The sequence below is a fragment of the Paenibacillus sp. L3-i20 genome (genome assembly GCF_022180385.2).
In the GTDB taxonomy this organism is placed as follows: Bacteria; Bacillota; Bacilli; order Paenibacillales; family Paenibacillaceae; genus Pristimantibacillus.
This window is the reverse complement of sequence record NZ_BQME02000001.1, coordinates 308,674-333,322: the sequence shown is the minus strand read 5'-3', so window position 1 is coordinate 333,322 and position 24,649 is coordinate 308,674. Positions and strand designations below refer to the sequence as shown.

Annotated in this window: 27 protein-coding genes; 23 read left to right on the top strand and 4 right to left on the bottom strand. The window is 42.1% G+C overall.

Annotation, left to right across the window (positions count from 1 at the left end):
- Positions 1-150: 150 nt before the first annotated feature.
- The 7 genes from MFF31_RS01595 to MFF31_RS01565 all read left to right on the top strand — a co-directional run bounded on the left by MFF31_RS01595 (position 151) and on the right by MFF31_RS01565 (position 6,118).
- A complete protein-coding gene (locus MFF31_RS01595; protein WP_282570405.1) occupies positions 151-372 on the top strand; it encodes a DUF1450 domain-containing protein in 222 nt (73 codons plus the stop codon).
- Between the two features lie 94 nt (positions 373-466).
- Positions 467-970, top strand: coding sequence for a ferritin (locus MFF31_RS01590; protein ID WP_238186428.1), 504 nt, complete (start codon positions 467-469; stop codon positions 968-970).
- A 140-nt stretch (positions 971-1,110) separates the two neighbouring features.
- Positions 1,111-1,668 (top strand): GNAT family N-acetyltransferase, encoded by a 558-nt coding sequence (locus tag MFF31_RS01585; protein ID WP_238186427.1) that lies wholly within the window; start codon positions 1,111-1,113, stop codon positions 1,666-1,668.
- 72 nt (positions 1,669-1,740) lie between these two features.
- Positions 1,741-1,893, top strand: coding sequence for a hypothetical protein (locus tag MFF31_RS01580; protein ID WP_248565375.1), 153 nt, complete (start codon positions 1,741-1,743; stop codon positions 1,891-1,893).
- Positions 1,893-3,425, top strand: a complete 1,533-nt coding sequence (locus MFF31_RS01575) for a trypsin-like peptidase domain-containing protein (RefSeq protein ID WP_238186426.1) — start codon at positions 1,893-1,895, stop codon at positions 3,423-3,425. The genes MFF31_RS01580 and MFF31_RS01575 overlap by 1 nt, the downstream gene beginning before the upstream one ends.
- A 157-nt stretch (positions 3,426-3,582) precedes the next feature.
- Positions 3,583-5,385 carry a B12-binding domain-containing radical SAM protein gene (locus MFF31_RS01570; protein ID WP_238186425.1) on the top strand — a complete coding sequence of 601 codons (1,803 nt, stop codon included), beginning with the start codon at positions 3,583-3,585 and terminating at the stop codon, positions 5,383-5,385.
- A gap of 115 nt (positions 5,386-5,500) precedes the next feature.
- The gene (locus tag MFF31_RS01565) at positions 5,501-6,118 is read left to right on the top strand and encodes a hypothetical protein (RefSeq protein WP_238186424.1); all 618 of its coding nucleotides are present in this window, start codon (positions 5,501-5,503) and stop codon (positions 6,116-6,118) included.
- A gap of 91 nt (positions 6,119-6,209) precedes the next feature.
- On the opposite strand, the gene MFF31_RS01560 is transcribed toward MFF31_RS01565, so the two are convergent.
- From MFF31_RS01560 to mnmL, 3 genes are read right to left on the bottom strand one after another with little or no spacing between them, the layout of a single operon-like run.
- Entirely contained in the window at positions 6,210-6,605 is a 396-nt protein-coding gene (locus MFF31_RS01560; protein WP_238186423.1) for a VOC family protein, read from the bottom strand.
- Positions 6,606-6,626: 21 nt separating this feature from the next.
- On the bottom strand, positions 6,627-7,208 hold the full coding sequence (gene mnmM / locus MFF31_RS01555) for a tRNA 5-(aminomethyl)-2-thiouridylate-methyltransferase MnmM (RefSeq protein WP_238186422.1): 582 nt from the start codon (positions 7,206-7,208) through the stop codon (positions 6,627-6,629).
- 4 nt (positions 7,209-7,212) lie between these two features.
- On the bottom strand, positions 7,213-8,142 hold the full coding sequence (mnmL, locus tag MFF31_RS01550) for a tRNA modification radical SAM protein MnmL/YtqA (RefSeq protein WP_238186421.1): 930 nt from the start codon (positions 8,140-8,142) through the stop codon (positions 7,213-7,215).
- Positions 8,143-8,455: 313 nt separating this feature from the next.
- On the opposite strand from mnmL, the gene MFF31_RS01545 reads away from it, so the two are divergent.
- From MFF31_RS01545 to MFF31_RS01515, 7 genes are all read left to right on the top strand, one after another.
- Positions 8,456-8,662 carry a hypothetical protein gene (locus MFF31_RS01545; RefSeq protein WP_238186420.1) on the top strand — a complete coding sequence of 69 codons (207 nt, stop codon included), beginning with the start codon at positions 8,456-8,458 and terminating at the stop codon, positions 8,660-8,662.
- A 158-nt stretch (positions 8,663-8,820) separates the two neighbouring features.
- Entirely contained in the window at positions 8,821-9,576 is a 756-nt protein-coding gene (trmB, locus tag MFF31_RS01540; RefSeq protein ID WP_238186419.1) for a tRNA (guanosine(46)-N7)-methyltransferase TrmB, read from the top strand.
- Between the two features lie 556 nt (positions 9,577-10,132).
- Positions 10,133-11,368 (top strand): glycosyltransferase family 2 protein, encoded by a 1,236-nt coding sequence (locus MFF31_RS01535; protein ID WP_238186418.1) that lies wholly within the window; start codon positions 10,133-10,135, stop codon positions 11,366-11,368.
- A 276-nt stretch (positions 11,369-11,644) separates the two neighbouring features.
- On the top strand, positions 11,645-12,142 hold the full coding sequence (gene infC / locus MFF31_RS01530; protein WP_238188440.1) for a translation initiation factor IF-3: 498 nt from the start codon (positions 11,645-11,647) through the stop codon (positions 12,140-12,142).
- Positions 12,143-12,176: 34 nt separating this feature from the next.
- Positions 12,177-12,374 (top strand): 50S ribosomal protein L35, encoded by a 198-nt coding sequence (rpmI, locus tag MFF31_RS01525; RefSeq protein WP_238186417.1) that lies wholly within the window; start codon positions 12,177-12,179, stop codon positions 12,372-12,374.
- A gap of 35 nt (positions 12,375-12,409) precedes the next feature.
- Positions 12,410-12,769 (top strand): 50S ribosomal protein L20, encoded by a 360-nt coding sequence (rplT, locus tag MFF31_RS01520; RefSeq protein ID WP_197934563.1) that lies wholly within the window; start codon positions 12,410-12,412, stop codon positions 12,767-12,769.
- A gap of 141 nt (positions 12,770-12,910) precedes the next feature.
- Positions 12,911-13,297: a hypothetical protein gene (locus MFF31_RS01515; RefSeq protein ID WP_238186416.1), complete on the top strand. Its 387-nt coding sequence runs from the start codon at positions 12,911-12,913 to the stop codon at positions 13,295-13,297.
- A 7-nt stretch (positions 13,298-13,304) separates the two neighbouring features.
- Here MFF31_RS01515 and MFF31_RS01510 read toward each other — a convergent pair whose 3' ends face one another.
- The gene (locus MFF31_RS01510; RefSeq protein ID WP_238186415.1) at positions 13,305-13,775 is read right to left on the bottom strand and encodes a GNAT family N-acetyltransferase; all 471 of its coding nucleotides are present in this window, start codon (positions 13,773-13,775) and stop codon (positions 13,305-13,307) included.
- 525 nt (positions 13,776-14,300) lie between these two features.
- Here MFF31_RS01510 and ilvB point away from each other — a divergent pair.
- The 9 genes from ilvB to MFF31_RS01465 all read left to right on the top strand — a co-directional run bounded on the left by ilvB (position 14,301) and on the right by MFF31_RS01465 (position 24,568).
- A complete protein-coding gene (gene ilvB / locus MFF31_RS01505) occupies positions 14,301-16,046 on the top strand; it encodes a biosynthetic-type acetolactate synthase large subunit (protein ID WP_238186414.1) in 1,746 nt (581 codons plus the stop codon).
- Complete coding sequence (gene ilvN / locus MFF31_RS01500; RefSeq protein WP_238186413.1) at positions 16,043-16,531, top strand: acetolactate synthase small subunit; 489 nt, start codon at positions 16,043-16,045, stop codon at positions 16,529-16,531. The genes ilvB and ilvN overlap by 4 nt, the downstream gene beginning before the upstream one ends.
- A gap of 144 nt (positions 16,532-16,675) precedes the next feature.
- The gene (gene ilvC / locus MFF31_RS01495; RefSeq protein ID WP_238186412.1) at positions 16,676-17,668 is read left to right on the top strand and encodes a ketol-acid reductoisomerase; all 993 of its coding nucleotides are present in this window, start codon (positions 16,676-16,678) and stop codon (positions 17,666-17,668) included.
- Between the two features lie 142 nt (positions 17,669-17,810).
- Positions 17,811-19,355, top strand: coding sequence for a 2-isopropylmalate synthase (locus MFF31_RS01490; RefSeq protein WP_238186411.1), 1,545 nt, complete (start codon positions 17,811-17,813; stop codon positions 19,353-19,355).
- 189 nt (positions 19,356-19,544) lie between these two features.
- Positions 19,545-20,624, top strand: a complete 1,080-nt coding sequence (gene leuB / locus MFF31_RS01485; RefSeq protein ID WP_238186410.1) for a 3-isopropylmalate dehydrogenase — start codon at positions 19,545-19,547, stop codon at positions 20,622-20,624.
- 183 nt (positions 20,625-20,807) lie between these two features.
- Positions 20,808-21,356, top strand: a complete 549-nt coding sequence (locus tag MFF31_RS01480) for a peroxiredoxin (RefSeq protein ID WP_238186409.1) — start codon at positions 20,808-20,810, stop codon at positions 21,354-21,356.
- Between the two features lie 249 nt (positions 21,357-21,605).
- Complete coding sequence (locus tag MFF31_RS01475; RefSeq protein WP_238186408.1) at positions 21,606-22,022, top strand: hypothetical protein; 417 nt, start codon at positions 21,606-21,608, stop codon at positions 22,020-22,022.
- Between the two features lie 42 nt (positions 22,023-22,064).
- Positions 22,065-22,973 (top strand): RNA polymerase sigma factor SigI, encoded by a 909-nt coding sequence (gene sigI, locus MFF31_RS01470; RefSeq protein WP_238186407.1) that lies wholly within the window; start codon positions 22,065-22,067, stop codon positions 22,971-22,973.
- Positions 22,970-24,568: an anti-sigma factor domain-containing protein gene (locus tag MFF31_RS01465; RefSeq protein ID WP_238186406.1), complete on the top strand. Its 1,599-nt coding sequence runs from the start codon at positions 22,970-22,972 to the stop codon at positions 24,566-24,568. Before sigI ends, MFF31_RS01465 begins: the two co-directional genes overlap by 4 nt.
- Positions 24,569-24,649 lie beyond the last annotated feature (81 nt).

The window sequence follows — 24,649 nt, the reverse complement described above, 5'->3', positions numbered from 1 at the left end:
GATGTGACACATCATTTATTTCGCTGAGGTACCTCGTCATGTTTTAGTTCTAGGGACAGATACAAAAATTTCTGACTTGACAATTAGAATGATAATCACTATCATCTTAATGAGATTAATTATCAGATTGATACGGTGCGGGGTGGCATAATGAAAAAAATTAAGTACTGCAAGCGCAACTTGAAAAACAATTCTAAGCCGCTCTATAAAGCGATGAAGGAAAAGTTCCCAGAAATTAAACGTAAAAAAAGCGATTGCCTCGGTAATTGTAAAACGTGCAAAGTGGAATGTTTTGTTGTCGTTAAGTCAAAATGTATAAGCGCGCCATCCCCCGAATTGCTATATAAACGTTTGAAAAAAATGATTGGTTAATATTAATGTTGGGAAATATAGGAGGGGCGGCTATTTGCCGCTCCTTATTTTTATGTTAGAATAACTATAAATAAGAAGAGTGAGGTGCACGTTTATGAATGATGCATTGGCCAAAGCGTTAAATGATCAAATGAATTTCGAATTTTATTCCGCACATGTGTATCTTGCAATGGCTGCTTATTGCTCAGATGACAGCTTAGACGGCTTTGCAAACTTCTTTATTGTACAAGCTGAAGAAGAACGGTTCCATGCAATGAAAATTTATAAATTTCTAAATGACCGTGGACGTCGTGCAACACTTGCTGCACTTGGCGAACCCAATAATGACTATACTTCAGTACTACACGCATTCGAGCAAGGCTACAAGCACGAAATGCAAAATACGGAGCGCTTCTACCATCTATCCGACCTAGCAATGAATGATCGTGAACATGCTACAATTAACTTCTTGAAGTGGTTTATCGACGAGCAGGTTGAAGAGGAAGCTCTATTTGATAGCATTATTAATAAGCTTAAGCGTATCGATAAAGATAGTAATGCTTTCTATATGCTGGATTCAGAATTTGCAGGTCGTTCGTTTACTCCTCCAGCTGAATAATGAAGCAGGCGAAACAATAGTAAGAGCAGAGTCTTCATGGGTGCATCACATGCGTCCCTTGAAGGCTCTATTTTTCTTATGTAACGAATTAAGGTAAAGTATAATTAAACCAACATAACAACTTAGAGTGAGGTGCTTATATGATTGAAATGGCAAAGAGGGAAGATGTTAATGAAGTATTGCCGCTGCTTTTATCAGCAATTGGTTCTATCGCGTATACACTTACAGGAACCAATGAAGATGATGAGACATGGCAGGTGCTTTCAGATTATTACCTACAAGAGAACAATCGGATCAGTTATAGAAATATAATTGTTGATCGGAGAGATGGAGTAATTGCGGGAATGTTGATCGCTTATCTTGGTGACGAGGCTGAGCAATTAGACAAACCGATTAAAGATAGATTAAAGCATCTGTATGGTGAAGCGTCAGCAGCGAAGATCGTTAAAGAATGCCAAGAAGGTGACTATTATTTGGATGCAGTAGCAGTAGATGAGCGATATCGTGGACAAGGAATTGCGAGCAATCTAATTACTGCTTTCGAAGAGAGAGGCAAGTCACTCGGCTGCAAGCAGCTCTCCTTAATTGTAGAGAGTTACAATACACGAGCTTATTCGCTATATAGCAGACTAGGATACATTGCGGATGGAAATATAACGGTGAGTGATGGGATATACAGTCGAATGGTTAAGAAATAAAGCTACAAATAGTCTCTGCAGCTCGAATGCAGAGGCTTTTTTCGACCTTTTTTACGTATAAATACGTAACCAGTGCTTAAAGAACTAGGCGCAAGAACACTGATTTCCTTTGAAAATAGTTCTAATAATATTCCCGATTTAATAGACAATGATAGAGTAGGAATGATAGGATTATTTGGTACATACTTCTTTGGAGTAAATGGTGCAATATGGGGGATTAGTTGATGAAAATGAGATGGTATAAGGTTGTAGTTGTTCCAATGCTTACTGTAGGATTGTTACTTTCACCTCTAACAGGTATTAGTAATACATCAATATCTGCAGCTGCAGCAAAGAATGCAGAAAGTATAAATCTAATGGTTGATGGCCATAAAGTGAAGCTATCTGCACCAATCTATAAGGAAAATGGCGTTGCAATGGCGCCGATGAAGGATCTCTTGGATTGGTTGGACGTATCTTCCGTTCTAGAAAAGAAATCGCAAACACTTATTATTAGAGATAGTAACATTACGATTACTATGGCAATTGGAAAAAAAGAAGCAATCGTTAATGGGAAAACGATGAAAATTGATACGGCTGCAGCTTTAAAAAATGACATTCCATATGTGCCTATTAGATTTATTACTGAGCAACTGGAAGGTTTAGTAGAATGGGATAAAGCGAGTAATTCTGTTGTAGTGATGAGTTGGTATTACCTGGATTATGAAGAAAACGAGGAATCAGAAGGCGAAGAGATTGCATTAGAAAAGTTTTCATCAGCGGAACTCGTAAATATGTTTGATGAAAGTGTCGTTATGATTATGACAAATCGTGGATCAGGCAGTGGAGTTGTTATTGGTGAGGATTTGATTCTTACGAATTATCACGTCATTGAAGATGGTACCTCAGCAACAATTAGTACAATTTATGAGGATGAAATTAAGGTCAAGGGTGTCGTCGTTGCGAATGAAGAGGCTGATCTTGCCATTATTCGTACAGAGGAACCGCTAGATTTGTTGGCTGTTGAATTTGGATACGACTATGAAGCTCGCAAAGGTGATAGAGTTTATGCGATTGGAAGCCCGCAAGGTTTACAGAATACGGTTTCTACTGGACTTATAAGCAATATGGCTTACGAGCAAGGGATTAGTTACATACAAACAAATGCTCAAATCGATCATGGCAGCTCCGGTGGTGCTTTGTTTAATGAATACGGACAGCTTGTTGGTATTACAACATCTGGCTATGACAATTCAGTTGCTGATTTGAACTTTGCTGTATCGAGTTATCATGCAGCCATGTTGTTCGAAACGATTACAGAAGAAAATGTGAATAAAGCTAAGTTTTTAACGCCAAGTCTTCCTGTTACTTTAGTAGGTGCACCTTTAAATGATGTTCAGAAGCTTATGAAAGAAGAGTTCTCCGCTGTTCCAACATCTGACGGCGAAGCTAAGTTAACGGATTGGGAAGTTAAAAGAGACTCAGATGGTTGGCTAGTTTTCAATGCGAATATTGATCCAGTCTTTTATTTGTATTATGGAGCATCAAGTGCAGCCGAAATGAGACTTTGGTCTGTAAATCTTAGTCATGAGCTACATGCTATGTTGCCTGATGAAAAAATTCAAGTTGTTATTTCATTCCAGCGTGATTATGATTTCCAACCTCGTAATCTGAAGCAAGAAGAAGTTTCATCGCTTGGCAACAACAAGTGGAGAGTTCGTTACCCGGTCATAAATATACAGTTTAAGGATCAACTTTACATTCAAACTAGAATATAAGAACATGCTGGGCGCTACTTGCTGCATAATTGCGGCAAGTGGCGCCTCTTCTTTTTTACTCCGAATTTCGGTACAATAGAAGGCAACTTGTCGTAACAGCGGCAATGAATCGAAATCGATTTGGCTAGATGCCAAAGTTAGAGAGGTATTACCATCCATGAAAGTCGTGTTATCCACATTAAATGCCAAATATATTCATACTTCACTTGCACTTCGTTGCCTAAAAGCTTTTAGCGAGGAACAATTCGACATCGATATAGCAGAATACACGATCAAAGACCCAGCAATGAACATCGTTTCCGATATTTTCTCCCGCAATCCGGATGTGGTCGGATTCTCTTGTTACATTTGGAATATAGAAGAAACAATTACGGTTATCAACATGCTTCGCAAAATAAAACCCGATGTACGAATTATACTTGGCGGTCCTGAAGTTAGCTATGATACCGGCTTTTGGATGGAGCGTATTCCAGAAGTTGACTTTATCGTTATCGGAGAGGGTGAAGAAACGTTCCATCATCTTCTCACCGAAATTGAAGGCGAAGGCAAATATCATATGGTATTTGGTATTTCGTATCGGAAGAAACGTGATGAACAAGAGGAAGTGCTTATTAACCCGCCACGTCCGAAGCTTAATTTAAATGAACTTCCGACTCCGTATCGATTTAAGGAAGACATTCCTCAACTTGGAAGCAGAGTTGTTTATTTCGAGACGAGCAGAGGATGTCCATTCAGCTGTCAGTTTTGTTTGTCCAGTATTGAAGTAGGCGTTCGATACTTTGACATCGAGCGAACGAAATCAGATATTTTATATTTGATCGCAAATGGTGCGAAGCTAATTAAATTCGTTGACCGCACGTTTAATATTAAACGTGAATATGCGCTTGATATGTTTCAATTTCTAATTGAAAATCATCAGGGCTGTGTATTCCAATTTGAAATTACGGCAGATATTATGAGACCCGAGGTATTGGACTATTTGGCTGAACATGCTCCTGCAGGAGTATTCCGCTTTGAGATTGGCGTACAATCGACTAACGATCCAACTAACCTAGCTGTTCAACGTCGTCAAAATTGGTCTAAACTTGTCCGTACAGTAACAAAGGTTAGGGACTCCAAAAAAATCGACCAGCATCTTGATCTCATCGCAGGTCTTCCGCTTGAAAACTATGATACCTTTAGAGGTACATTTAACGATGTGTTTGAGCTTCGCCCGGAGGAGCTGCAACTTGGTTTCCTAAAGATGCTTCGCGGTACAGGTCTGAGGCTCGATGCGCATAAGTGGGGCTATATCTATATGGATAGAGCACCTTACGAAATGCTGGGCAATGATTTGATGCCTTTTGGGGATATTGTTCGGATCAAACGGGTAGAAGATGTACTGGAGAAGTATTGGAATGCTCATCGTATGGACCATACATTGCTTTATTTGGTTGATCGAGTATTTACATCACCGTTCGATTTCTTCCAACTGTTCGGCGATTATTGGGAAGGTCGTGGATGGCAAAAGATTGGTCATCAATTAGAAGATCTATTTTCAAGACTATGGTCATATCTGGAGACGTTGGAGCCAGGTGAGCAGCAGCTCGATCATGATGTATCGTTAGGATTAATGAAATATGATTATTACCTCAACCATAACTACAAGCCGCGCAAAACTTGGTGGGAGTTCACGATGGAAAAGGCGGAGTGGAATGAGTGGTACAGAGAGCTTGCTCTTAACCCTGGAACTGTATCCGAAGAGTTCGCAGCTTTAGCGCTTGGCGAAAGAGAGCTTCATAAACATGCTGTTCTCGAAAAAATTCCGTTTGATCTTGCTACTTATTTGGCGACAGGTGAAATTAACAAGGACAAGCATACGATGCTAATTATGTTATATGCGCTTGATCAGACGACTAACAAACCTAAGCCGCGACCTTATATGCGAGTATTAGATCCTGTTGTTGCTAATTCCCAGTAAATAACGAATTGAGAAATATGAAAAACATCAAATCTCCTAATGGGATTTGATGTTTTTTTTGTAACTTATTCCAAACTCATGCGTATTATATTGATTATTGTTAGGAGGGATATACATGATGTGGTCACCAGTTGATACAACGTTTTTTTCACCAAAGCTTTCAGCAGCAATAGCTGCTGTCGCAGACAGCTCGGAAGCGGGCTTTATGCGTGAAATGCTAGAGCAACTAAATATGTCTGTGTTGTTACATAAAGTAGGGACGCCAGATGATTTTTTAAAAGTGATTGGGCAAACAGAGAACGCTCCTCAGTTTCTTCTTATTAGTGCTCATGGTGATGAGGGTGGGCTGGAATTCGGAGAGTATATGGAAGAAATTGATGTGTCTAGCTTAGAGGATGAAGTGATGTTGCCATCCACTATAGGTAATGCGATTTGTCTTCCAGGAACAGTTATTATTAGCGCAGCTTGCACGGGAGGAGTAGAAAGTGCTGGAAAGGCATTTCTACAAGGCGGAGCACTTGCTTATATCGGAGCCGATGATTATGTATCTGGCATAGCAATTCCATTGTTTTTGATGCACTTTTTCTATAAGTTAACAAAAGAAGATCCATACACATTAGAGGAAGCATGGGAGCACGCTGCTTCTTATGATGAGGAAAGCAGAATGTTCCGCTTATACACACAAGAGGCTACATATAAGATTGATGATAATGGATTAAAAGTTAAAATCTAGATACTGATTAATGGAATTAACGTACAAAAATCCTCCGAAACCGCTATTTTAGCGGGGACGGAGGATTTTTGTTGAATTGCATATTAACGAATTAATGGGATGCTGCGGGTTGAAACAACTCAAGGTGTTCGCCATCCGGCCCGTAAAAAAAGAAATAACGAGCGCCGTTCGGCAATGTAGTTATTTCTGTGTCATGAAGCGAAACGTTCAGTTCTTTAATTCGGGATAGTTCACTTTCGATGTCATCGACTGTAAAGGCGATATGGTGAACTTTTCCTTCTGTTGGCAAATTATCGTTGTAACCTTGAATAAGTTCAATTTCCGTTTCTTCATGACCAGGGAAAGATAGAAATGCTAATTTGATTATGTCGTTTGTATGAATGGATGTTTGTTTATGCTCTAGTCCTAGTATAGTTGTGTAAAATGTAATAGAGGCTTCGATATTTTTAACCATAATGCCAATATGCTCTAACTTCCGAATTGCCATAACAAGGCTGTCCCCTCTCAATTAACGTCTTTTTTCAATAGAGATTACGTATGGGGCAGTTTTTCGTTGCAATTGACGATAAATAACAGCTTGTGCAATATTCTGTGGGAGACCTGCAGCCCAATCCTCAACAGCAGCCGCTTCTTGTTCTCCTCCTGGATGTCCTGGATAAAGAACACAGGTAACAATGCCTCCGGCACGGAGCAGCGTCAAACTTGCTTGAAGTGCATCAATCGTCGTTTTTGGCTGCGTAATGACACTTTCGTCTCCTCCAGGTAAGTAGCCTAGATTAAACATAATCGCAGCTATATGACCCCGATCAACCGGCTCGACTGCTCCACTCATAGTTGCATGATCTTGCAATAGAAGCTGCACGTCTGGCAGTCGGCTGCTTTCAGCTAACGGAGCTAGCCGCTCGTGCGTTCGATCCAGCGCTGACTGCTGAATATCAAAGGCATAGACACGGCCCTTCGGCCCGACGAGTTCAGCTAGCGCTAACGTATCTACTCCTCCGCCTGCAGTAGCGTCTATAACGGTATCGCCGGGAAGCGTGCGTTCTGCAATCCACTTATGAGCCATGCTAAGTACAGATAGGAAACCCACTTCGCTACACCTCCGCCTGCCAGAACTTGCCTTGCCAGCTATTGCGGCGGCGCAGTTCAAAATCAATGCCGTTTAGTACTTCCCATTTCTTCTGGCTCCACATCGGTCCAATAAGCAAGTCGCGAGGTGCGTCGCCAGTTAACCGGTGAACGATCATTTCTGGCGGCAGAAATTCAAGGGAATCTACAATGAGCTTAATGTATTCATCTTGCTCCAGAAAGCGCAGCAGTCCAGCTTCATATTGCTTCACCATAGGCGTCTTGCGCATGAGATGAAGCAAGTGAATCTTGATGCCTTGGACGTCCATTCGAGCCACAGCACGTCCTGTATCGAGCATCATCTCATGTGTCTCTTGCGGCAAGCCGTATATAATATGAGCGCAAACTCTAATATTTCGTTCACGCAATCGGCGTACAGCATCTACATAGCAGGCCGTATCATGCGCGCGATTAATAAGTTCCGAGGTAGATTCGTGAACCGTCTGCAGACCCATCTCGACCCATAAGTAAGTACGTTCATTCAATTCGGCTAAATAATCAATAACATCATCGGGCAAACAGTCAGGACGAGTTGCAATGGATAGTCCAACAACGCCAGGCTGCTTTAATATTTCCTCATAATACTCTCGAAGTTCTTCGACAGGCGCATACGTATTCGTGTAAGCCTGGAAGTAGCCGATATAGCTTGCAGTTGGCCATTTCTGATGCTGGCGATCCCGAATTGTATTGAACTGCGTAACGAGATCATCACGCCGACTTCCGGCAAAATCTCCTGACCCTCTGGCGCTGCAGAATGTACAACCGCCCTTCGCAATAGAGCCATCACGGTTAGGGCAAGTAAAACCTGCATCCAACGTCACTTTAAATACTTTGCATCCTAATTGCTGACGCATTTCGTAATTCCATGTATGAAATCTTTTATCCCCCCAAAGCATTGGTTCGGGTGGTGAAGTGTCCAGTTGAATTATGTTATTCCCCTTCTTTCAAAACATTCAACCTTCATTTTATCGAAATTGAGAGCGAAAAGCCATGGTTTATCTTTCGGAAGTTTCCTATTGTTCGGATTTTGGTAAAATTGGAAATAGTGAAGTGTGAAAATCGAATTAGGCTTGCAAAACCTAACATGATGTGTTAAATTAAAAGTGCGACAAATCAACTAAAAAACCTAACATTATAATAATGAAAACGCACACATGAAAAGTCGATTAAATGGAAATCTTGTATAATAAATCGATGGGGTGATGTGAAATGAATATGACAAAAATACCGAATGGCGACGAAAAAGTAACTGTTGAGCTTACTGTTAAGGAACTAATGGCACTTACAGGGGTTCACTTCCATGCCAATCATGAAGTAAAAATATCTGCCCGCAAAAAGCTGAATGTTGTACTTAAGGAAACTTGGGAGCAGGAAAATCGTGATAATGCCCCTATTCCTTATCAATTATTAAGCTAATGCGAGGAACATACATCTAAATATAGACGTAAGCCGCTTGCTAAGACGCAGCGGCTTTTCTTTTGCGTTAAAACGCTTTACAATCATGTCAATGTTGGTCACAATAAGGACTGATTCAATATTGCACCGTATAACAACAATTGAAGGAGATATATGATATGCGATTACGAGGTAGAAAAGGGATAAGAGAAAGTTTGGAAAGCCAACCTGAGTTAGTTGTACTGGATGCTGCCCCTCATATGGGTAAATGGCGTGAGTTTTTCGGCAACGATAATCCAATCTACGTAGAATTAGGTATGGGAAAAGGCAGATTTATTAGTCAAATGAGTGTTCGCAACCCAAACATCAATTTCGTTGGTGTGGATATGTACGATGAGTTGCTTCGTCGCGGGAGTGAAAAGGCTCGTCTAGCATGGGCAGAAAAAGGGATAGAAAGCCCTCCGAATTTGGCGCTGCTTCGCGCAAATATTGAAGGAATCGAAACGATGTTCGCACCGGGCGAACTGGAGCGAGTTTATTTGAATTTCAGCGATCCATGGCCTAAGGGTAAACATGCGCGTCGCAGATTGACTCATGAACGATTTGTATCCAAATATATTGAAATATTGAACGAACGTGGAGAGATTCACTTTAAGACGGATTCACAGTCTTTGTTCGAATTTTCACTAAATAGCTTTGCAGATATGGAGCTAATTATGCGTAATATTTCTCTACACTTACACAAAGAAGGTCCGCGCGAGGATTTGGTGTTTACGGAATATGAGATGAAGTTTATGGAAAAAGGTCAACCGATTCATCGCGTTGAAGTTGTTATTGGTGAAGAAGCGCTTCGCGTTCATCGTGCTCGCAAGCTTGAGACAGCACGATTGGAATCAGCACAAGTAGAAGAAGATTCAGAATCAGACGACAATTAGTTACTACTAGTAGTGCATAGGACAAGGCGGTGACTAACTTAAGTTTGCATCGCCTTTTTTCGTCAGGATTCTCTTTCTGTTCCCCATAAATTATTCTAATTCGTCAATTTCCCACCTCTATTTTCTTTACCTTTGCTTAAGTAGTGAAATATTTCGATCTTTCTTCTACCGTTCGTATTACAATTCACAATGGATGGAAAAGCTGTTAGCGATGGCAAAAGCAATTTATTCGACACATTTCGACAATTACATTAATAAATATTAATAGTTGTGAAACAAATGAGGACATTCGTGCTAAAAATGCAGGAAATGGTTGAGAATAAGACGGAAGCGAAGCAAACAGAGGGGAAGTGAGCTTTGTATGAGGATGCAAGCGTTTTTCTGACCAAATAAAGCTCAATTAAGCCTAATTCTCATTTTGACAAAGTAATGGATTCAGAGGAAAATCAGTAAATCAAACATCGCAGCTTACTGTATACAAAGAAGGCTTGGTCTTACAAAAAAAGAGATTAGACGCAAGCTACACAAAAAAGGGGTTTCAAGGGGGCAGTACCATATGTTCTTTAGTGTTGTATTTATTATGTTTCAAGTGGTGCTCATATCAATCGCGGTGTATCAATTTACACTCTCGTTGTTTGGGTTTATGAAGAACAAAAGCAGAAAGAGGCATGCACCAAGGAAATCATTTGCTGTCCTAGTTGCTGCACACAATGAAGAGCAGGTTGTAGGTGCTCTAATTGAAAATTTAAAGAAACTGGATTACCCAAAAGAACTTTATGATATTCTCGTTATTTGTGACAATTGCACGGACAAAACAGCTGATATCTCTCGCAGTATGGGTGTAACAGCATGTGAACGTACAAATACTAATCTTCGTGGCAAGGGATATGCGATTGAATGGATGCTCAAGAAGCTTTGGAGCATGCCTCGTCAATACGACGCTGTCGTAATGTTCGACGCTGACAACTTGGTAAATCCTGATTTCCTACAGCTTATGAATGATGATTTGTGCGAGGGACATCAAGTTATTCAAGGATACTTAGATACAAAAAATCCAGATGATTCATGGATTACGGCTGCATACGCAATCACTTATTGGTATTGCAATCGTTTGTGGCAGCTATCCAGAACGAATCTGAAGATGAGCAACTTCCTTGGTGGAACGGGTATGTGCTTTGAATCTAATTTGCTTAAGGACATGGGCTGGGGTGCAACAAGCCTGGTTGAGGATTTGGAGTTCTCGATGCGCTGTGTACAAAGAGGCGTATATCCAATTTTAAACTATGATGCAAAAGTGTTTGATGAGAAGCCGGTAACATTCAGAGCATCTGCTAGACAACGCTTGCGCTGGATGCAAGGACATTTCAACGTAGCTCGCAATTACTTCTTCCCGCTTCTATGGGCAAGTATCAAGGAACGTAATATAGTTAAATTTGATGCGGCAATCTATACGGTTTCGGTTTACAATACATTGCTCGGTTTTGTGCTAACTGTAGTTTTATGGATTGACGTTGCAGTACCTGCTCCAGATGTTTTCCATTCCATTTACAGCTCTTTGCCGTGGTGGATAGTTGGAGTCGCTGTTCTTGCTGCAGTATTGCAATTCCCAGCAGCTCTAATGCTTGAGAAAGTTAAATCTCGTAAGATGTATATGCATTTGCTTACACTTCCGTTTTTCCTTATTTCCTGGTGGCCAATTACTTTTTACGCTTTCTTTACTCAAAACAACAAAACGTGGAGCCATACACAGCATACACGTGTCGTTCGAATTGAGGAAGTACAGGGTAAATAGACGGTTGACACTTGTAAATCATCTGTGATATAGTTTATTGGTATTGCAATTGAAAATGTTCGCACAAGAAGAGGCACCCGCTTCTCACCTTTCGGCTTGGCTGACTGGTTTTGCGATAATCGAATGAGTATGCCGTCAATTCCAAGTTGAATTGACATTAGCAGAATCAATGGACGGTTATGAGATGCGGGTTCGAGCGAACCCGCATTTTTTTGTTTGACATTAAATATTTTAATTCCACTATGGAGGTGGCACGTTATTAGCAGAGAACATCAAATCAACGATGAGATCCGGGCCAGAGAAGTGCGCTTGGTTGGCGCGGAGGGAGAGCAAATCGGAATCAAATCGATTCGTGACGCGATCCAGCTTGCGACTGAACTTAATTTGGACTTGGTGAACGTCGCGCCTACGGCTAAGCCGCCGGTATGCCGCATTATGGATTACGGCAAGTTCCGTTATGAGCAACAAAAGAAAGAAAAAGAAGCTCGCAAAAATCAGAAGATCGTTGAGCTTAAGGAAGTTTGGTTCCGCGCTAACATCGAGGAGAACGACTACCAGACGAAATTCCGCAATGTTGTGAAGTTTCTTAACGAAGGCGATAAAGTTAAAGCTTCTGTTCGCTTCCGCGGACGTGAAATAACGCATGCGTCGATCGGACAACGTATTCTTGATCGTTTATCCAAAGAGGTTGCCGAAATATGCAATGTAGAGCGCGCTCCTAAGCTGGAAGGCCGGAGCATGATTATGATTTTGGCACCAAAAAACAACAGCTAACCACTGATTAACAACCTTAAGGAGGATAACTGACATGCCAAAGATGAAAACACACAGCAGCTTGAAAGACCGCTTTAAAATTACCGGTACTGGTAAAGTGAAACGTTACAAAGCATACAGAAACCATTTGCTTTCTCACAAATCAGGACGTCAAAAACGCGTTCTTGCGGGTCAACCGCTTATGGCAGCAGGCGACGTTCGTCGTTTGAAGCAAGGCCTATCTAACATCTAAAATAAATAATTTCAACCTACAGGAGGTTTCCACAAATGGCAAGAGTCAAAGGCGGTTTTGTCCGCACTCGTCGTCGTAAACGAATTCTAAAGCTAGCTAAAGGTTATTTCGGTTCGAAACATCGTCTGTTTAAAACAGCGAAGGAGCAAGTTGGTAAGTCTCTAATGTACGCTTACCGCGACCGTCGCAACAAAAAACGTGACATCCGCAGACTGTGGATCGTTCGTATCAACGCGGCAGCTCGTATTAACGGCTTGTCCTACAGCAAGTTCATGCATGGTTTGAAACTTGCAGGCGTTGAAGTAAACCGTAAGATGCTTGCTGATCTTGCAGTTAACGACATCAGCTCATTCAACTCGCTTGCGGGTGTAGCTAAGCAAAAAATCAACGCGTAGTCGTTGTTTTCTATAAAGGGTTCTGCCTTCAGTCATTCGTGACTTGAGGCAGGACCTTTTTTCGTTAGAGCGGACAAACAAACAGGCAGTCAAGTCCTTTCCTGAATACTGTAAAGAATAACGGGAAAGGAGGGATTTGGCATGCGTAAAGTATCTAGAGAGCAAGTAAGGAGACTGGTCGGCAAATCCATCTATGCTGTTCGAAAAGACGGTTCTGTCGTAAAGGGAAAACTACTTCGTTTACATGGAAATAAATTGATCATTGCTCCGAGAAGAAGTAGGAAAGGCAAAAAGGTGCAAACAAGTTTCTTTTTGCTGCCACTAATATTGTTTGATTTATTAGCTATCGGAACGCTTGGGTTCTGGGGCGGTGGCTTCGGCTTCGGAGGTGGCTTTGGCGGTGGTTTTGGTGGTCCAGGCTTTGGTGGTGGCTTCGGCGGTGGTTTTGGCGGTTGCGGATGTGGATTTGACAACTGCGGCTGCGGTGGAAATGGCAATTTTGGACCTAACAATCGCGGATTCTTTTAACCAGTAACTAGCAATAATTAGATGCTGATGACGGGGCTAACGGCTTTTGCAACTCATAACATTGAAGATCCGGGTAGAATTGGACGGTCTGATAACCAAGCTTATGGTAGAAATGCTGAGCTCTGGTATTGATCCGATCTATGAGCAAACGGACAATGTGGCAATGATGAGCTCTGCCGTAGGCCTCGGCATGAGCCATTAAGGTAGTGCCAAAGCGGAACCCCCGATGTTCTGGATGAGTAACAAGCATGTCAACAGAGAGCGTCGCTTCAATGACTTCGAAATGAACAAAAGCTACTGGAGGTCCGAACTTAGATCTAGTTGCTACATATGTGACTCCTCGGCGGAACTGTTTCGGGATTTCTCCGATCGTGTGAGCATCATGTGGACGGGTAGTATAAGACATTGGAATAAGCTCCGTACGTACAAGGCGAACAAGCTCATTGTCGTCAGTTCTAGATTTTCGAGCACGAATCATAAGTATCCTTCCAATCCTGAGCGACGTTCATTAAACCGCTCTGCATGAGATTGCCTTCTTAGGCTACAATAGTATATGAGCAAGAATGAAGATATGCGACGAGAAGACGTTTGGCAAGATTCGGATTTTATGGTTCTTGACGAATAAACTGAATCGGCATATAATAATGAAAAGTCATATAAATCGGCATTGATGAGGACGAAGTGTTAAGGGCCCTTTTGCTCAGAGAGCGTACGGATTAGCTGCAACCTACGCCAAAATCCCTTTTCTACGAGCTCACCTCGGAGCTATCCTCCTGAAAAGCAACGAAGTTGCGTATTAGGGAGCATCGCAAGGCAAGCGTTAAAGTGCCAATGGTAGAACGTCGATATGTGCACAGCGTTCTTACCTATGGAGGTTATACATCGGGAGATGTATAACGAAATTGGGTGGTACCACGGAAGCTAAACCTTTCGTCCCTTTCAGCTTATTATTTAGCTGAGGGATTGAAAGGTTTTTTTGTTTTTCTTGAGAGGAGGACGACTGATGGCAACGCAAGGTGCAACACTTAAGTCGAAAGAGGAATTAATCGAGAGGCTCTCGAAGCCTGAGGTATTATCTGGTTCAGAAATTTTGCTGCGTAGTCTTTTACTTGAAGGTGTTGATTGCGTATTTGGATATCCGGGCGGAGCAGTATTGTATATTTACGATGCGATGCACGGTAACCCTGATTTCAACCACTTGCTTACTAGACATGAGCAAGGAGCGATTCATGCGGCTGACGGCTACGCCCGCGCTAGCGGCAAAGTAGGTGTTTGTATTGCGACATCGGGTCCTGGAGCGACTAATCTTGTAACGGGTATTGCTACAGCGTTTATGGATTCAGTACCAATGGTTGTAATAACAGGAAATGTTATGTCCACATTAATTGGAACAGATGCGTTCCAAGAGGCGGATATTACTGGTATTACGATGCCAATAACGAAACATAGTTATCTGGTTCGTGACGTAAACGACTTATCTCGTGTAATCCATGAGGCGTTCCATATTGCGAATACTGGACGTAAAGGTCCAGTTCTAATCGATATTCCTAAAGATGTATCTGCTGCGAAAACTCTTTTTAAGCCGGTAACAGAAGTAAGCATTCGTGGTTATAACCCTACAGTTAACCCGAATAAACTGCAGCTCGACAAAATGATCAAAGCGATTTCCGAAGCGAAGAAGCCAATCATTCTTGCTGGCGGCGGCGTTGTATACTCAGGTGCTCATGAAGAGTTGCTTGAATTCGTAACGAAGACGCAAATTCCAGTAACGACAACACTTCTTGGTCTTGGTGGGTTCCCAAGTGGCAACGATCTGTGGCTAGGTATGCCAGGCATGCACGGAACTTTCACAGCGAACACTTCCTTGCAAACAGCGGATCTCCTCATCAATATCGGAGCACGCTTCGATGACCGGGTAACTGGTAAGCTAGCGGGTTTCGCACCACTTGCAAAGATTGTGCACATTGATATCGATCCGGCAGAGATCGGCAAAAACGTTCCGACAGACATTCCAATTGTTGGGGATGTAAAAACCGTTCTAGGCTTGGTGAATAAAATGGCAGTACGGGCAGACAATGCCGATGAGTGGAGAGCGCATATTCAAGCGTCCAAAGCGAAGCACCCATTCAAATATATCGATTCCGAAGTTGAACTAAAACCTCAGTGGGTTGTGGAAATGATTCATGAAACAACTAACGGAGATGCGATTGTAACGACTGACGTAGGCCAACATCAAATGTGGGCTGCGCAATATTATACATTTAATAAACCTCGTTCATGGGTAACATCTGGTGGTCTTGGCACGATGGGCTTTGGATTTCCATCAGCAATTGGTGCTCAGATGGCCAATCCTGACCGAGTTGTAGTATCGATTAACGGCGATGGCGGCATGCAGATGTGTGCACAAGAGCTTGCGATCTGTGCGATCAACAATATCCCAGTTAAGGTTGTTATTTTGAACAATCAAGTACTTGGAATGGTTAGACAATGGCAGGAGCTCATTCATGAGAACAGATTCAGTCATATTGATCTAGCGGGTAGCCCGGATTTCGTTAAGTTATCTGAAGCATATGGTGTCAAAGGTTTCCGAGCGTCTAACAAAGCTGAAGCACGTGAGGCATGGGAGGCAGCTCTCAGTCATCCTGGTCCAGCAGTTGTAGAATTCGTCGTTCGCAGAGACGAGAATGTCTACCCGATGGTCGCGCAAGGTAGCACCATCGATCAAATGATCATGGGGGATGCAGAATGAAGAAGCATACGATCGCAGTTATTGTGAACGATCAGCCCGGCGTTCTGCAGCGTGTATCCGGCTTGTTCGGGCGCCGTGGCTTCAATATTGAAAGTATTACAGTTGGTACGAGCGAAGAGCAAGGTTTGTCGCGTATGGTCATCGTCACTTCTGGCGATGATCATACGTTAGAACAAATTACGAAGCAACTGTACAAGCTTATCGATGTTATTAAAGTAATAAACTTAAGTGCAAATGCAATGGTAGGACGCGAACTTGCACTCATTAAAGTACACGCAGAACCTGCGACTCGTCCCGAAGTACTTGGTGTCGTTGAGACTTTCCGAGCAGCAGTAGTCGATATTGGCACTCATTCGCTTATGGTTCAGGTTGTAGGTGATACGGAGAAAATTGACGCAATGGTAGAGCTTCTTAAGCCTTATGGCATCCGTGAACTTTCACGCACTGGCGTAACTGCGCTTAACCGTGGTAACGTAAAGCAATAAGTTATCATTGATTTATCTATTATATTCATAATATTTCAACATCCCGCTTTGAGCGGGAGTTTAAGAGGGGAACCTTAGTAGGATCTCGATTCTCCCCTTAAGCACCCGCTCAAAAGGGTTAAATCAAAGGAGGCAATTATTATTATGGCAGTTACAATGTACTATGAAAAAGACGCTGATCAAGGCGTGCTTCAAGGTAAAACGATCGCAGTAATCGGTTACGGCAGCCAAGGCCACGCGCAAGCGCAAAATCTTCGTGACAGTGGTCTAAAAGTAGTTATTGGTCTTCGCCCTGGTAAATCGGCGGATGTTGCTAAGAAGGACGGCTTCGAAGTATTGACAGTTGCAGAAGCAACTAAAGTTGCAGATGTCGTACAAATCTTGCTCCCGGATGAGACGCAAGCGAAAGTATACAATGAAGAGATCGAACCAAACCTTAAGCAAGGTGCGGCTTTGATGTTCTCCCATGGTTTCAACATTCACTATGGACAAATCGTACCAAGTGCAGACAAAGACGTATTCCTTGTAGCTCCTAAATCACCAGGACACATGGTTCGCCGTACATACCAAGAAGGCTTCGGCGTTCCTGGTTTGATCGCTATCCACCAAGATGCTACTGGCAAAGCAAAGGCTATCGGTCTTGCTTATGCAAAAGGTATCGGTTGTACACGCGCAGGAGTTATTGAAACTTCTTTCAAAGAAGAGACAGAAACAGATCTATTCGGCGAGCAAGCAGTACTTTGCGGCGGTGCAACTGCACTAGTTAAAGCTGGTTTCGAAACTCTTGTTGAAGCAGGTTACGCTCCAGAGATGGCTTACTTCGAGTGTTTGCATGAACTGAAACTTATCGTTGACTTGATGTATGAAGGCGGAATGGCTAAAATGCGTGATTCCATCTCCAATACAGCTGAATATGGTGACTATGTAACTGGTCCTCGTATCGTAACGGAAGAAACGAAAAAAGAAATGAAACGTGTTTTGGAAGATATCCAATCCGGCCGTTTCGCACGTGACTTTATTCTTGAGAACCAATCCGGCCGCGCAATGCTTACGGCTACTCGCCGTAATGAAGCTGCACATCCAATCGAGCAAACAGGAGCTCAACTTCGTGAGCTAATGCACTGGATTAAGAAATAATAGCAATTATTCGCATATAATAGTTTTTAGAAGATCAACTTAATCCCGATCCACCGGAGCGTATGCCATTGCTTACGAGCAATGGCATATGTAATCCCCGTGTGTATCGGGATCATTCTGTTCACGGAGGTGCAGTGCTGAAATGCGGAAAATTTATATTTTCGATACAACGCTTCGAGATGGTGAGCAATCACCAGGTGTGAACCTGAACACGAAGGAAAAGGTTGAAATTGCTCTTCAGTTGGAAAAATTGGGTGTCGATCGGATCGAGGCAGGTTTCCCAGCAGCTTCTCCAGGCGATCTTGCTGCTGTTAACGCAGTTGCAAGGGCAGTTAAGAACGCAACAGTAATCGGTTTATCTCGCTCTCGCGAGACAGATATTGACGCTGTACGCGAAGCACTGAAGGGTGCACAAGATCCTTGTATTCACTTGTTTTTAGCGACAAGTCCTATACATCGTAAACATAAGCTGCGTATGGAGAAGGACGAGGTGCTGGAAGCAGCTGATCGTGCAATTCGATATGCAAAGCAATATTTTGACAAAATCGAATTTTCTCCAGAGGATGCAGGCCGTACGGAGCTGGACTTCCTTTGCAAAGTAACAGATATGGCTATTAAGGCTGGTGCGACAGTTGTAAATATCCCAGATACTGTTGGTTATATGAACCCGCAAGAATTTGGTAACATTTTTAAGACGTTGAAAGAAAATGTACCTAACATAGAAAAAATCCAACTAAGTGCGCACTGTCATGACGATCTTGGTATGGCAACGGCGAATGCACTAGCCGCAATTTTGAATGGTGCTGACCAAATAGAAGGAACGATTAACGGCATCGGAGAACGTGCTGGTAACACTGCAATTGAAGAAATTGCGATGGCACTTGCTACACGCCCTGATTATTTTGGAGCGCATACTACGCTGAATTTGAAGGAAATTGCTAAGACGAGCCGACTAGTAAGTAAATTAACTGGTATGGTTATTCCGGGGAATAAGGCAATAGTTGGAGCCAATGCTTTTGCTCATGAATCGGGCATTCATCAAGATGGTATGTTGAAGGAGAAGACGACTTATGAAATAATTTCTCCAGACACGATCGGCTTGAAGGAATCGAAGCTAGTTTTAGGTAAACATTCTGGTCGTCATGCGTTCAGAGAGAAGTTAATTGATCTCGGATACGAACTGGAAGATGAAGCGGTCAACACAGCTTTCGCGAAGTTCAAAGATTTGGCAGATCGCAAAAAAACGGTTGTTGATAGCGATATACGTGCAATGCTGGAAGAGAAGCTAATCGATACGCCGGAAATATTTACGCTTGAGACGATTCAAGTGAGCTATGGCAATCAATCGACGCCACATGCGTCTGTACGTATTCGTACGGTTGATGGCGAGATTCGTGAAGAGTCTGCTGAAGGAAATGGCTCAGTTGACGCAATCTATAACGCTATTGATCAAGCGACGAAAGAAACCGTTGAGCTTGAGGATTATTCGATTAAATCGGTTTCTCAAGGTAAAGACGCGCTAGGTGAAGTTCATGTCATCTTGAAACAAGATGATATTTCGGCACAGGGACGCGGGCTCAGTACTGATATTTTGGAAGCAAGTGCAAGAGCTTATCTCGATGCGGTTAATCGATTACTTGATAAAAGCAAATCGCCTAGCAAACGCGATAAAATGAGTCTTATTTAGTTGATAAACGAAATAATTAGGCAACCAATAACAGCACGGCAGGACTACGTCCAATGCTATGCTGTTTTTTTTAATAGCGTTATAGTTATTAACTATAAAGTTCATAGATTTTATATCTTTGTATAAAGCTAGCTTTTATGGTACAAATGATAATAGACTGAGAATGATATAGAGGAGTGTTAAAATAATATGTCAGAAGTGAAAAAAATTGCAGTTCTTGGCGGCGACGGAATCGGACCTGAAGTCGTTGGAGAAGCACTAAAGGTATTAAAAAGAACGGAAGAACTATTCGGATACCAATTCGAAACAGCAGATGGACTGTTCGGCGGAATTGCGATAGATGAAAAAGGAACTCCGCTTCCGCAAGAAACGCTTGAGCTTTGCCAAAAGGCTGATGCTGTATTGTTAGGTGCTGTCGGCGGACCAAAATGGGATAACAACTCTAAGGAACTTCGTCCAGAAACTGGCTTGTTAGGCATTCGGAAAGCGCTAGGATTGTTCTCTAATATTCGTCCAGCAACTGTATTTGACTGTCTAAAGGAAGCTTCAACGCTTAAGCCTGAAGTACTTGAAGGAACTGATCTTATCGTAGTTCGTGAGCTTACTGGAGGTATTTACTTCGGAGAGAAATTCCGTCGTGAAGGTGCAAACGGAGAAGAAGCAGTAGATACATGTGTATATAATGTAAATGAGGTTGAGCGTATTGCTCGCCAAGCATTTGATATTGCGATGACACGCGATAAACGCCTAGCTTCGGTTGATAAGGCAAACGTGCTTGAAACTTCCCGTCTATGGAGAGAAGTAGTAAACCGGGTTGCTGTTGAGTATCCAGAAGTAGAGCTAGAGCATATTTTGGTAGACAACTGTGCAATGCAATTGCTTCGTCGTCCATCAAGTTTCGATGTTATCGTTACAGAAAATATGTTTGGAGACATTCTTAGTGATGAAGCGGCTATGTTGACTGGTTCAATTGGTATGTTGTCCTCTGCTTCACTAGGTGAAGGCAGCTTTGGCCTGTACGAGCCGGTTCACGGTTCAGCGCCTGATATCGCGGGTCAAGGTATTTCTAATCCAATAGCTACAATCCTATCTGTAGCGCTTATGTTCCGTCTAACTTTCGGATATCATGATGCTGCAAAATCGATTGAAGATGCGGTTAAAGAAACGCTTGATGCTGGACACCGTACAGGTGATATCGCAGTGGATAAGAGCAAAGCAATCGGAACAGAAGCTATGGGAGATCTTATTGTAACTGCTATGAAAAAATAATTCAGCACGAATAGATTACTAGCTTACGAGTCAAATGATATCCTAATTATAACCATTCCAATAAGGTAATTGATGTAATATTGACTTTATTATGGGTGAATGATACTATTTTTTACTAGAGAGACACCTATGAATCGAAAATCACAATAGCATTTTTGGGATAGAATAAGGAGGAGTTTGATCATGGCAGAACGTTTGGTAGGACGCCCGGCACCTGATTTTACTATGGAAACAGCAACAGGAAACGGTCAAGATTTTGGTTCCGCATCACTTGCAGATTACAAGGGAAAATGGTTGGTGTTGTTCTTCTATCCACTCGATTTTACATTTGTATGTCCAACTGAAATTACAGCACTAAGTGCAGTTGCTGAAGAGTTTAAGAAGCTTGACACTGAAATTCTCGGAGTAAGTGTTGATAGTAAACATAGTCACCGTGCATGGATCAATACACCTGTAAACGATAACGGTCTTGGTCAATTGAACTTCCCCCTAGCTGCTGATATCACGAAGAGCGTTGCTCGTGATTACGGCGTGCTGATCGAAGAAGAAGGTATCGCGCTTCGCGGTCTATTCATCATCGATCCAGAAGGTGAAGTGAAGTGCCAAGTTGTTAATCATAACAACGTTGGTCGCAGTGTTGAAGAAACACAACGTGTATTACAAGCGCTTCAATCCGGCGGGCTATGCCCAATTAACTGGAAACCCGGCCAAAGTCATTTGGTTTCGAAGTAATTTTTTACGACAAATAAGGCGTTTAAATATAAAAAAAGGGACAAACTTCTCATCTTCGGATGTGGGAGTTTGTCTCTTCTTCGTTTGTGGTGTCAAATTAATACAATTAAGAAATATTAATAAATAGCTAGAGGGCAGGAATTTACTGCTTTTGCAGCGAATACATAATAAATTAAGGCAATACTTACCGAAGTGGTTTGACTCGAACAAACCTTAAGCGAATGCTTATAAAGTAAGGAGAGTGTCAACATGAGCTTTTGCTGTGGAGCCAGTATGATTGGAACTAAAGGGACGCTAAAGCATTATCGAACACATATTCACAATGTGCCGATACTGTTTTGTCCTGTCTGCCATCAAGTAGACATTCATTATTTGGCCCAACAAGAGTATGATATTTTAGCTGATTATGCTCATGGAGACGGTGCAGCCGAAGTGGATTTTGTAGATTATGTTGAGCAAGAGGATCACGAGCTTCTTGAAAACTGTGTTAATCATGAAAATGAAGAACCACTCGAAGTTGTGCGTAACCAGATCGATATGGCGCTTGATTTGCTTGCATTTGCCAAACAGATTGACGATAAGGAATGGCAGCTCGTACTAAAAAAACGACTAGGCATTCTAAATAGCAGGCGGAATAAACTTATGCGAGGTCGATCTTCAGTATAATAATATGGGAACTATCAAGCCTCCCTTGCGGAGGCTTTTCTGTTGTTAACTTCAAAAGAAAATGAAATTATTTTAATGTGTACCCCCGGAAAGGGATATAACATTTACGAAATTATAAGTAGCGAGGTGGAGCAGTTGTTGCTGATCCTATTTAAGCGGTTTCTGCGTAAATGGGTTCCTAATGAAGCTGAATCATCAGAACCTAAGCTTGCGCCAGAGCAATATATTATAAAAATTAGACAAGGCGAAGAACATTTACGCGAGCAATTTATCGCTGAATATTCCCCATACATAGCTAAAGTAACAAGCGGATTTTGTAAACGGTATATCGAACCTGGAAGTGACGATGAGTTTAGTGTAGCTATGCTTGCATTTAATGAAGCAATCAATCATTTTGATAGTGATGCAGGAAAGTCATTTCTAGGATTTGCGAAAACCGTCATTCAACGTCGGCTTATTGATCATGTCCGAAAAGAGCAAAGGCATTTGCAAGTCGTTCCGTATAGTATGTTTGATTCAGAAGCTGAGGATCAATCAACCTATAACGTTTTGGATACGAAACAAGCAATGGCTGCGCACGAAACAAATCGTGCTGATACTGAAAGAAAAATGGAGATTGCTGAGCTTAGCCAAGAGTTAGGGAAATACGGCATTACTTTTGCTGAACTGGTCGAGCTTTCACCTAAACACGCTGATTCCAGAATGATGTTGATCGGGATCGCAGGGACGCTGGCAGCTGATGCGAATCTGTTAGAAGTATTAAGACAGACTGGGAGAATGCCTATAAAAGAGCTCATTCTTGCATGTGCTGTTTCTCGAAAAACGATTGAACGAAATCGGAAATACATTATTGCAATTGCCATTATTATGACAGGTGCTTATCCCTATATGAACGATTATTTACGTATCAGAAGTGATCAAACGATAAGCAGCAAGGAGGTGAGCCAATGAAGCGTGGAGTTGTAGTAAGTATCGATAAAAAACATGCTGTAGTAATGACGGCAGATGGTCAATTTGTTCGAGCTCCCATTCAAGGCTCGCCTGAGATCGGTGAAGAAATTGCTTTTGAAGACGAAATCGCGAGGCCAAGGCGATTAAATAGATCCATTTATCGATATGCTGGGGCGGCAGCTATGCTCTGTATATTGCTGTTTGCGGGCCTTGCCTATTCGTTAATAGGGTCGAATCCCGTTGTTGCTTATCTCACGATAGATATTAATCCGAGTGTAGAGATTGGTGTGGATAAGGATGAGAGAGTTCGTGAATTGCGAGCTTTAAATGAAGATGGGGAAAAGATTATTGCGGGAATCCGTTACAAAGCAGTCAAAGTGGAAAGGGTTGCTGCGTCTATTTTGGAGGAAGCTAGAAAGACTCATTATCTCGATTCCACTCACGAAGATATTTTTATAGCAAGTATGGTGCTGGGTGGACAGGAGCAGTTGGATACAGATTTTGAGTCAGTAATGACGAAGAAGCTGGATCGGGAGCTGCAAAGCTGGCTGACAGATCATTCCTCAACAACAAGTAAAATTTCTATTACAACATTAGCCATCCCTGAAGAGTTAAGAGAAGAAGCAGATGCGAATGGAATATCGGCCGGGAAATTTGCAGCCTACTTAGTAGCAAAAAATGAAGGTTACGATCTAACGTTGGAAAAAATGAAAGATCAGTCAATTGACTCCATTATGGAGCCGATTGGTGGTGTCAAAAAAAATGTCGAAAATAAGGACGACATTTCTACAAAGCAAATGTTGCAGCAATTGCTTGCAGAAGAAATAGAAAATAAGGGGAAAGAGAAGTCGGTAAAACCAACTGATAATGGAAGTGCAGAGCAACCAACTAAAAAGCCAACAACACCTCCAACTGCAAATCCTTCATTGAAACCAACATTGAAACCGACACCGAAGCCTACTCCGAGGCCAACGACGAAACCGAGTCAGCATCATGGGGGAAATGATCGTGATGAAGATGACGATGACCATGACTATGATGAAAAAGATGATGACGATAATGATAATCGAGGTAATAGTGGTTGGAAGGGAAACAAGGATAGAGACAAGGACACGAATGTAAGTAAAGACAAACATAATCATTCAAAAGATAAATCAGTTAAACCAACAGGAAAGCCGAAAGACTCGTCAAATGAGAGCAAAGACGATGATGATCGTGACGATGATCGGGATAATGACGGTGACGATGACCGTAATGATGAACGTGATAAAGACAACGATAATAATGATCGTGATGAAGACGTTGATGATAATGATCGTGATGAAGACGATAATAATGATCGTAATAAAGACGACGATGAACGAAAAAATGACAACGATGATGACAAAAATAATGAACGTGACGATGATGACGATGAAACCCATAGTGATGATGAAAAAAAACATAACAGCGGTCAAAAGGGAGAAGGCGGAGTTGATCATCGGGAGCGGGATGATGACGATGACGACAAACGAGACGAAAATCACGAGCATGAACGTAATGATGAAGGTGACGGAAGTGATAATGATGACGATTCAGAAAAGGATCGTGATTGAAAAAAATGCTATCCACTGGTATATAAGTCCCGGTCTTGTGCGCAGAACAGCTTCTGTTCCATTTAAAATAATCGAGTATTT

Bases quoted from the DNA above. Each gene is read 5' to 3' on its own strand.
- MFF31_RS01595 (WP_282570405.1), top strand. From the start codon at position 151: ATGAAAAAAATTAAGTACTGCAAGCGCAACTTGAAAAACAATTCTAAG.
- MFF31_RS01590 (WP_238186428.1), top strand. From the start codon at position 467: ATGAATGATGCATTGGCCAAAGCGTTAAATGATCAAATGAATTTCGAA.
- MFF31_RS01585 (WP_238186427.1), top strand. From the start codon at position 1,111: ATGATTGAAATGGCAAAGAGGGAAGATGTTAATGAAGTATTGCCGCTG.
- MFF31_RS01575 (WP_238186426.1), top strand. From the start codon at position 1,893: ATGAAAATGAGATGGTATAAGGTTGTAGTTGTTCCAATGCTTACTGTA.
- MFF31_RS01570 (WP_238186425.1), top strand. From the start codon at position 3,583: ATGAAAGTCGTGTTATCCACATTAAATGCCAAATATATTCATACTTCA.
- MFF31_RS01565 (WP_238186424.1), top strand. From the start codon at position 5,501: ATGATGTGGTCACCAGTTGATACAACGTTTTTTTCACCAAAGCTTTCA.
- MFF31_RS01560 (WP_238186423.1), bottom strand. From the start codon at position 6,605: ATGGCAATTCGGAAGTTAGAGCATATTGGCATTATGGTTAAAAATATC.
- mnmL (WP_238186421.1), bottom strand. From the start codon at position 8,142: ATGCTTTGGGGGGATAAAAGATTTCATACATGGAATTACGAAATGCGT.
- MFF31_RS01545 (WP_238186420.1), top strand. From the start codon at position 8,456: ATGAATATGACAAAAATACCGAATGGCGACGAAAAAGTAACTGTTGAG.
- trmB (WP_238186419.1), top strand. From the start codon at position 8,821: ATGCGATTACGAGGTAGAAAAGGGATAAGAGAAAGTTTGGAAAGCCAA.
- MFF31_RS01535 (WP_238186418.1), top strand. From the start codon at position 10,133: ATGTTCTTTAGTGTTGTATTTATTATGTTTCAAGTGGTGCTCATATCA.
- rpmI (WP_238186417.1), top strand. From the start codon at position 12,177: ATGCCAAAGATGAAAACACACAGCAGCTTGAAAGACCGCTTTAAAATT.
- rplT (WP_197934563.1), top strand. From the start codon at position 12,410: ATGGCAAGAGTCAAAGGCGGTTTTGTCCGCACTCGTCGTCGTAAACGA.
- MFF31_RS01515 (WP_238186416.1), top strand. From the start codon at position 12,911: ATGCGTAAAGTATCTAGAGAGCAAGTAAGGAGACTGGTCGGCAAATCC.
- MFF31_RS01510 (WP_238186415.1), bottom strand. From the start codon at position 13,775: ATGATTCGTGCTCGAAAATCTAGAACTGACGACAATGAGCTTGTTCGC.
- ilvB (WP_238186414.1), top strand. From the start codon at position 14,301: ATGGCAACGCAAGGTGCAACACTTAAGTCGAAAGAGGAATTAATCGAG.
- ilvN (WP_238186413.1), top strand. From the start codon at position 16,043: ATGAAGAAGCATACGATCGCAGTTATTGTGAACGATCAGCCCGGCGTT.
- ilvC (WP_238186412.1), top strand. From the start codon at position 16,676: ATGGCAGTTACAATGTACTATGAAAAAGACGCTGATCAAGGCGTGCTT.
- MFF31_RS01490 (WP_238186411.1), top strand. From the start codon at position 17,811: ATGCGGAAAATTTATATTTTCGATACAACGCTTCGAGATGGTGAGCAA.
- leuB (WP_238186410.1), top strand. From the start codon at position 19,545: ATGTCAGAAGTGAAAAAAATTGCAGTTCTTGGCGGCGACGGAATCGGA.
- MFF31_RS01480 (WP_238186409.1), top strand. From the start codon at position 20,808: ATGGCAGAACGTTTGGTAGGACGCCCGGCACCTGATTTTACTATGGAA.
- MFF31_RS01475 (WP_238186408.1), top strand. From the start codon at position 21,606: ATGAGCTTTTGCTGTGGAGCCAGTATGATTGGAACTAAAGGGACGCTA.
- MFF31_RS01465 (WP_238186406.1), top strand. From the start codon at position 22,970: ATGAAGCGTGGAGTTGTAGTAAGTATCGATAAAAAACATGCTGTAGTA.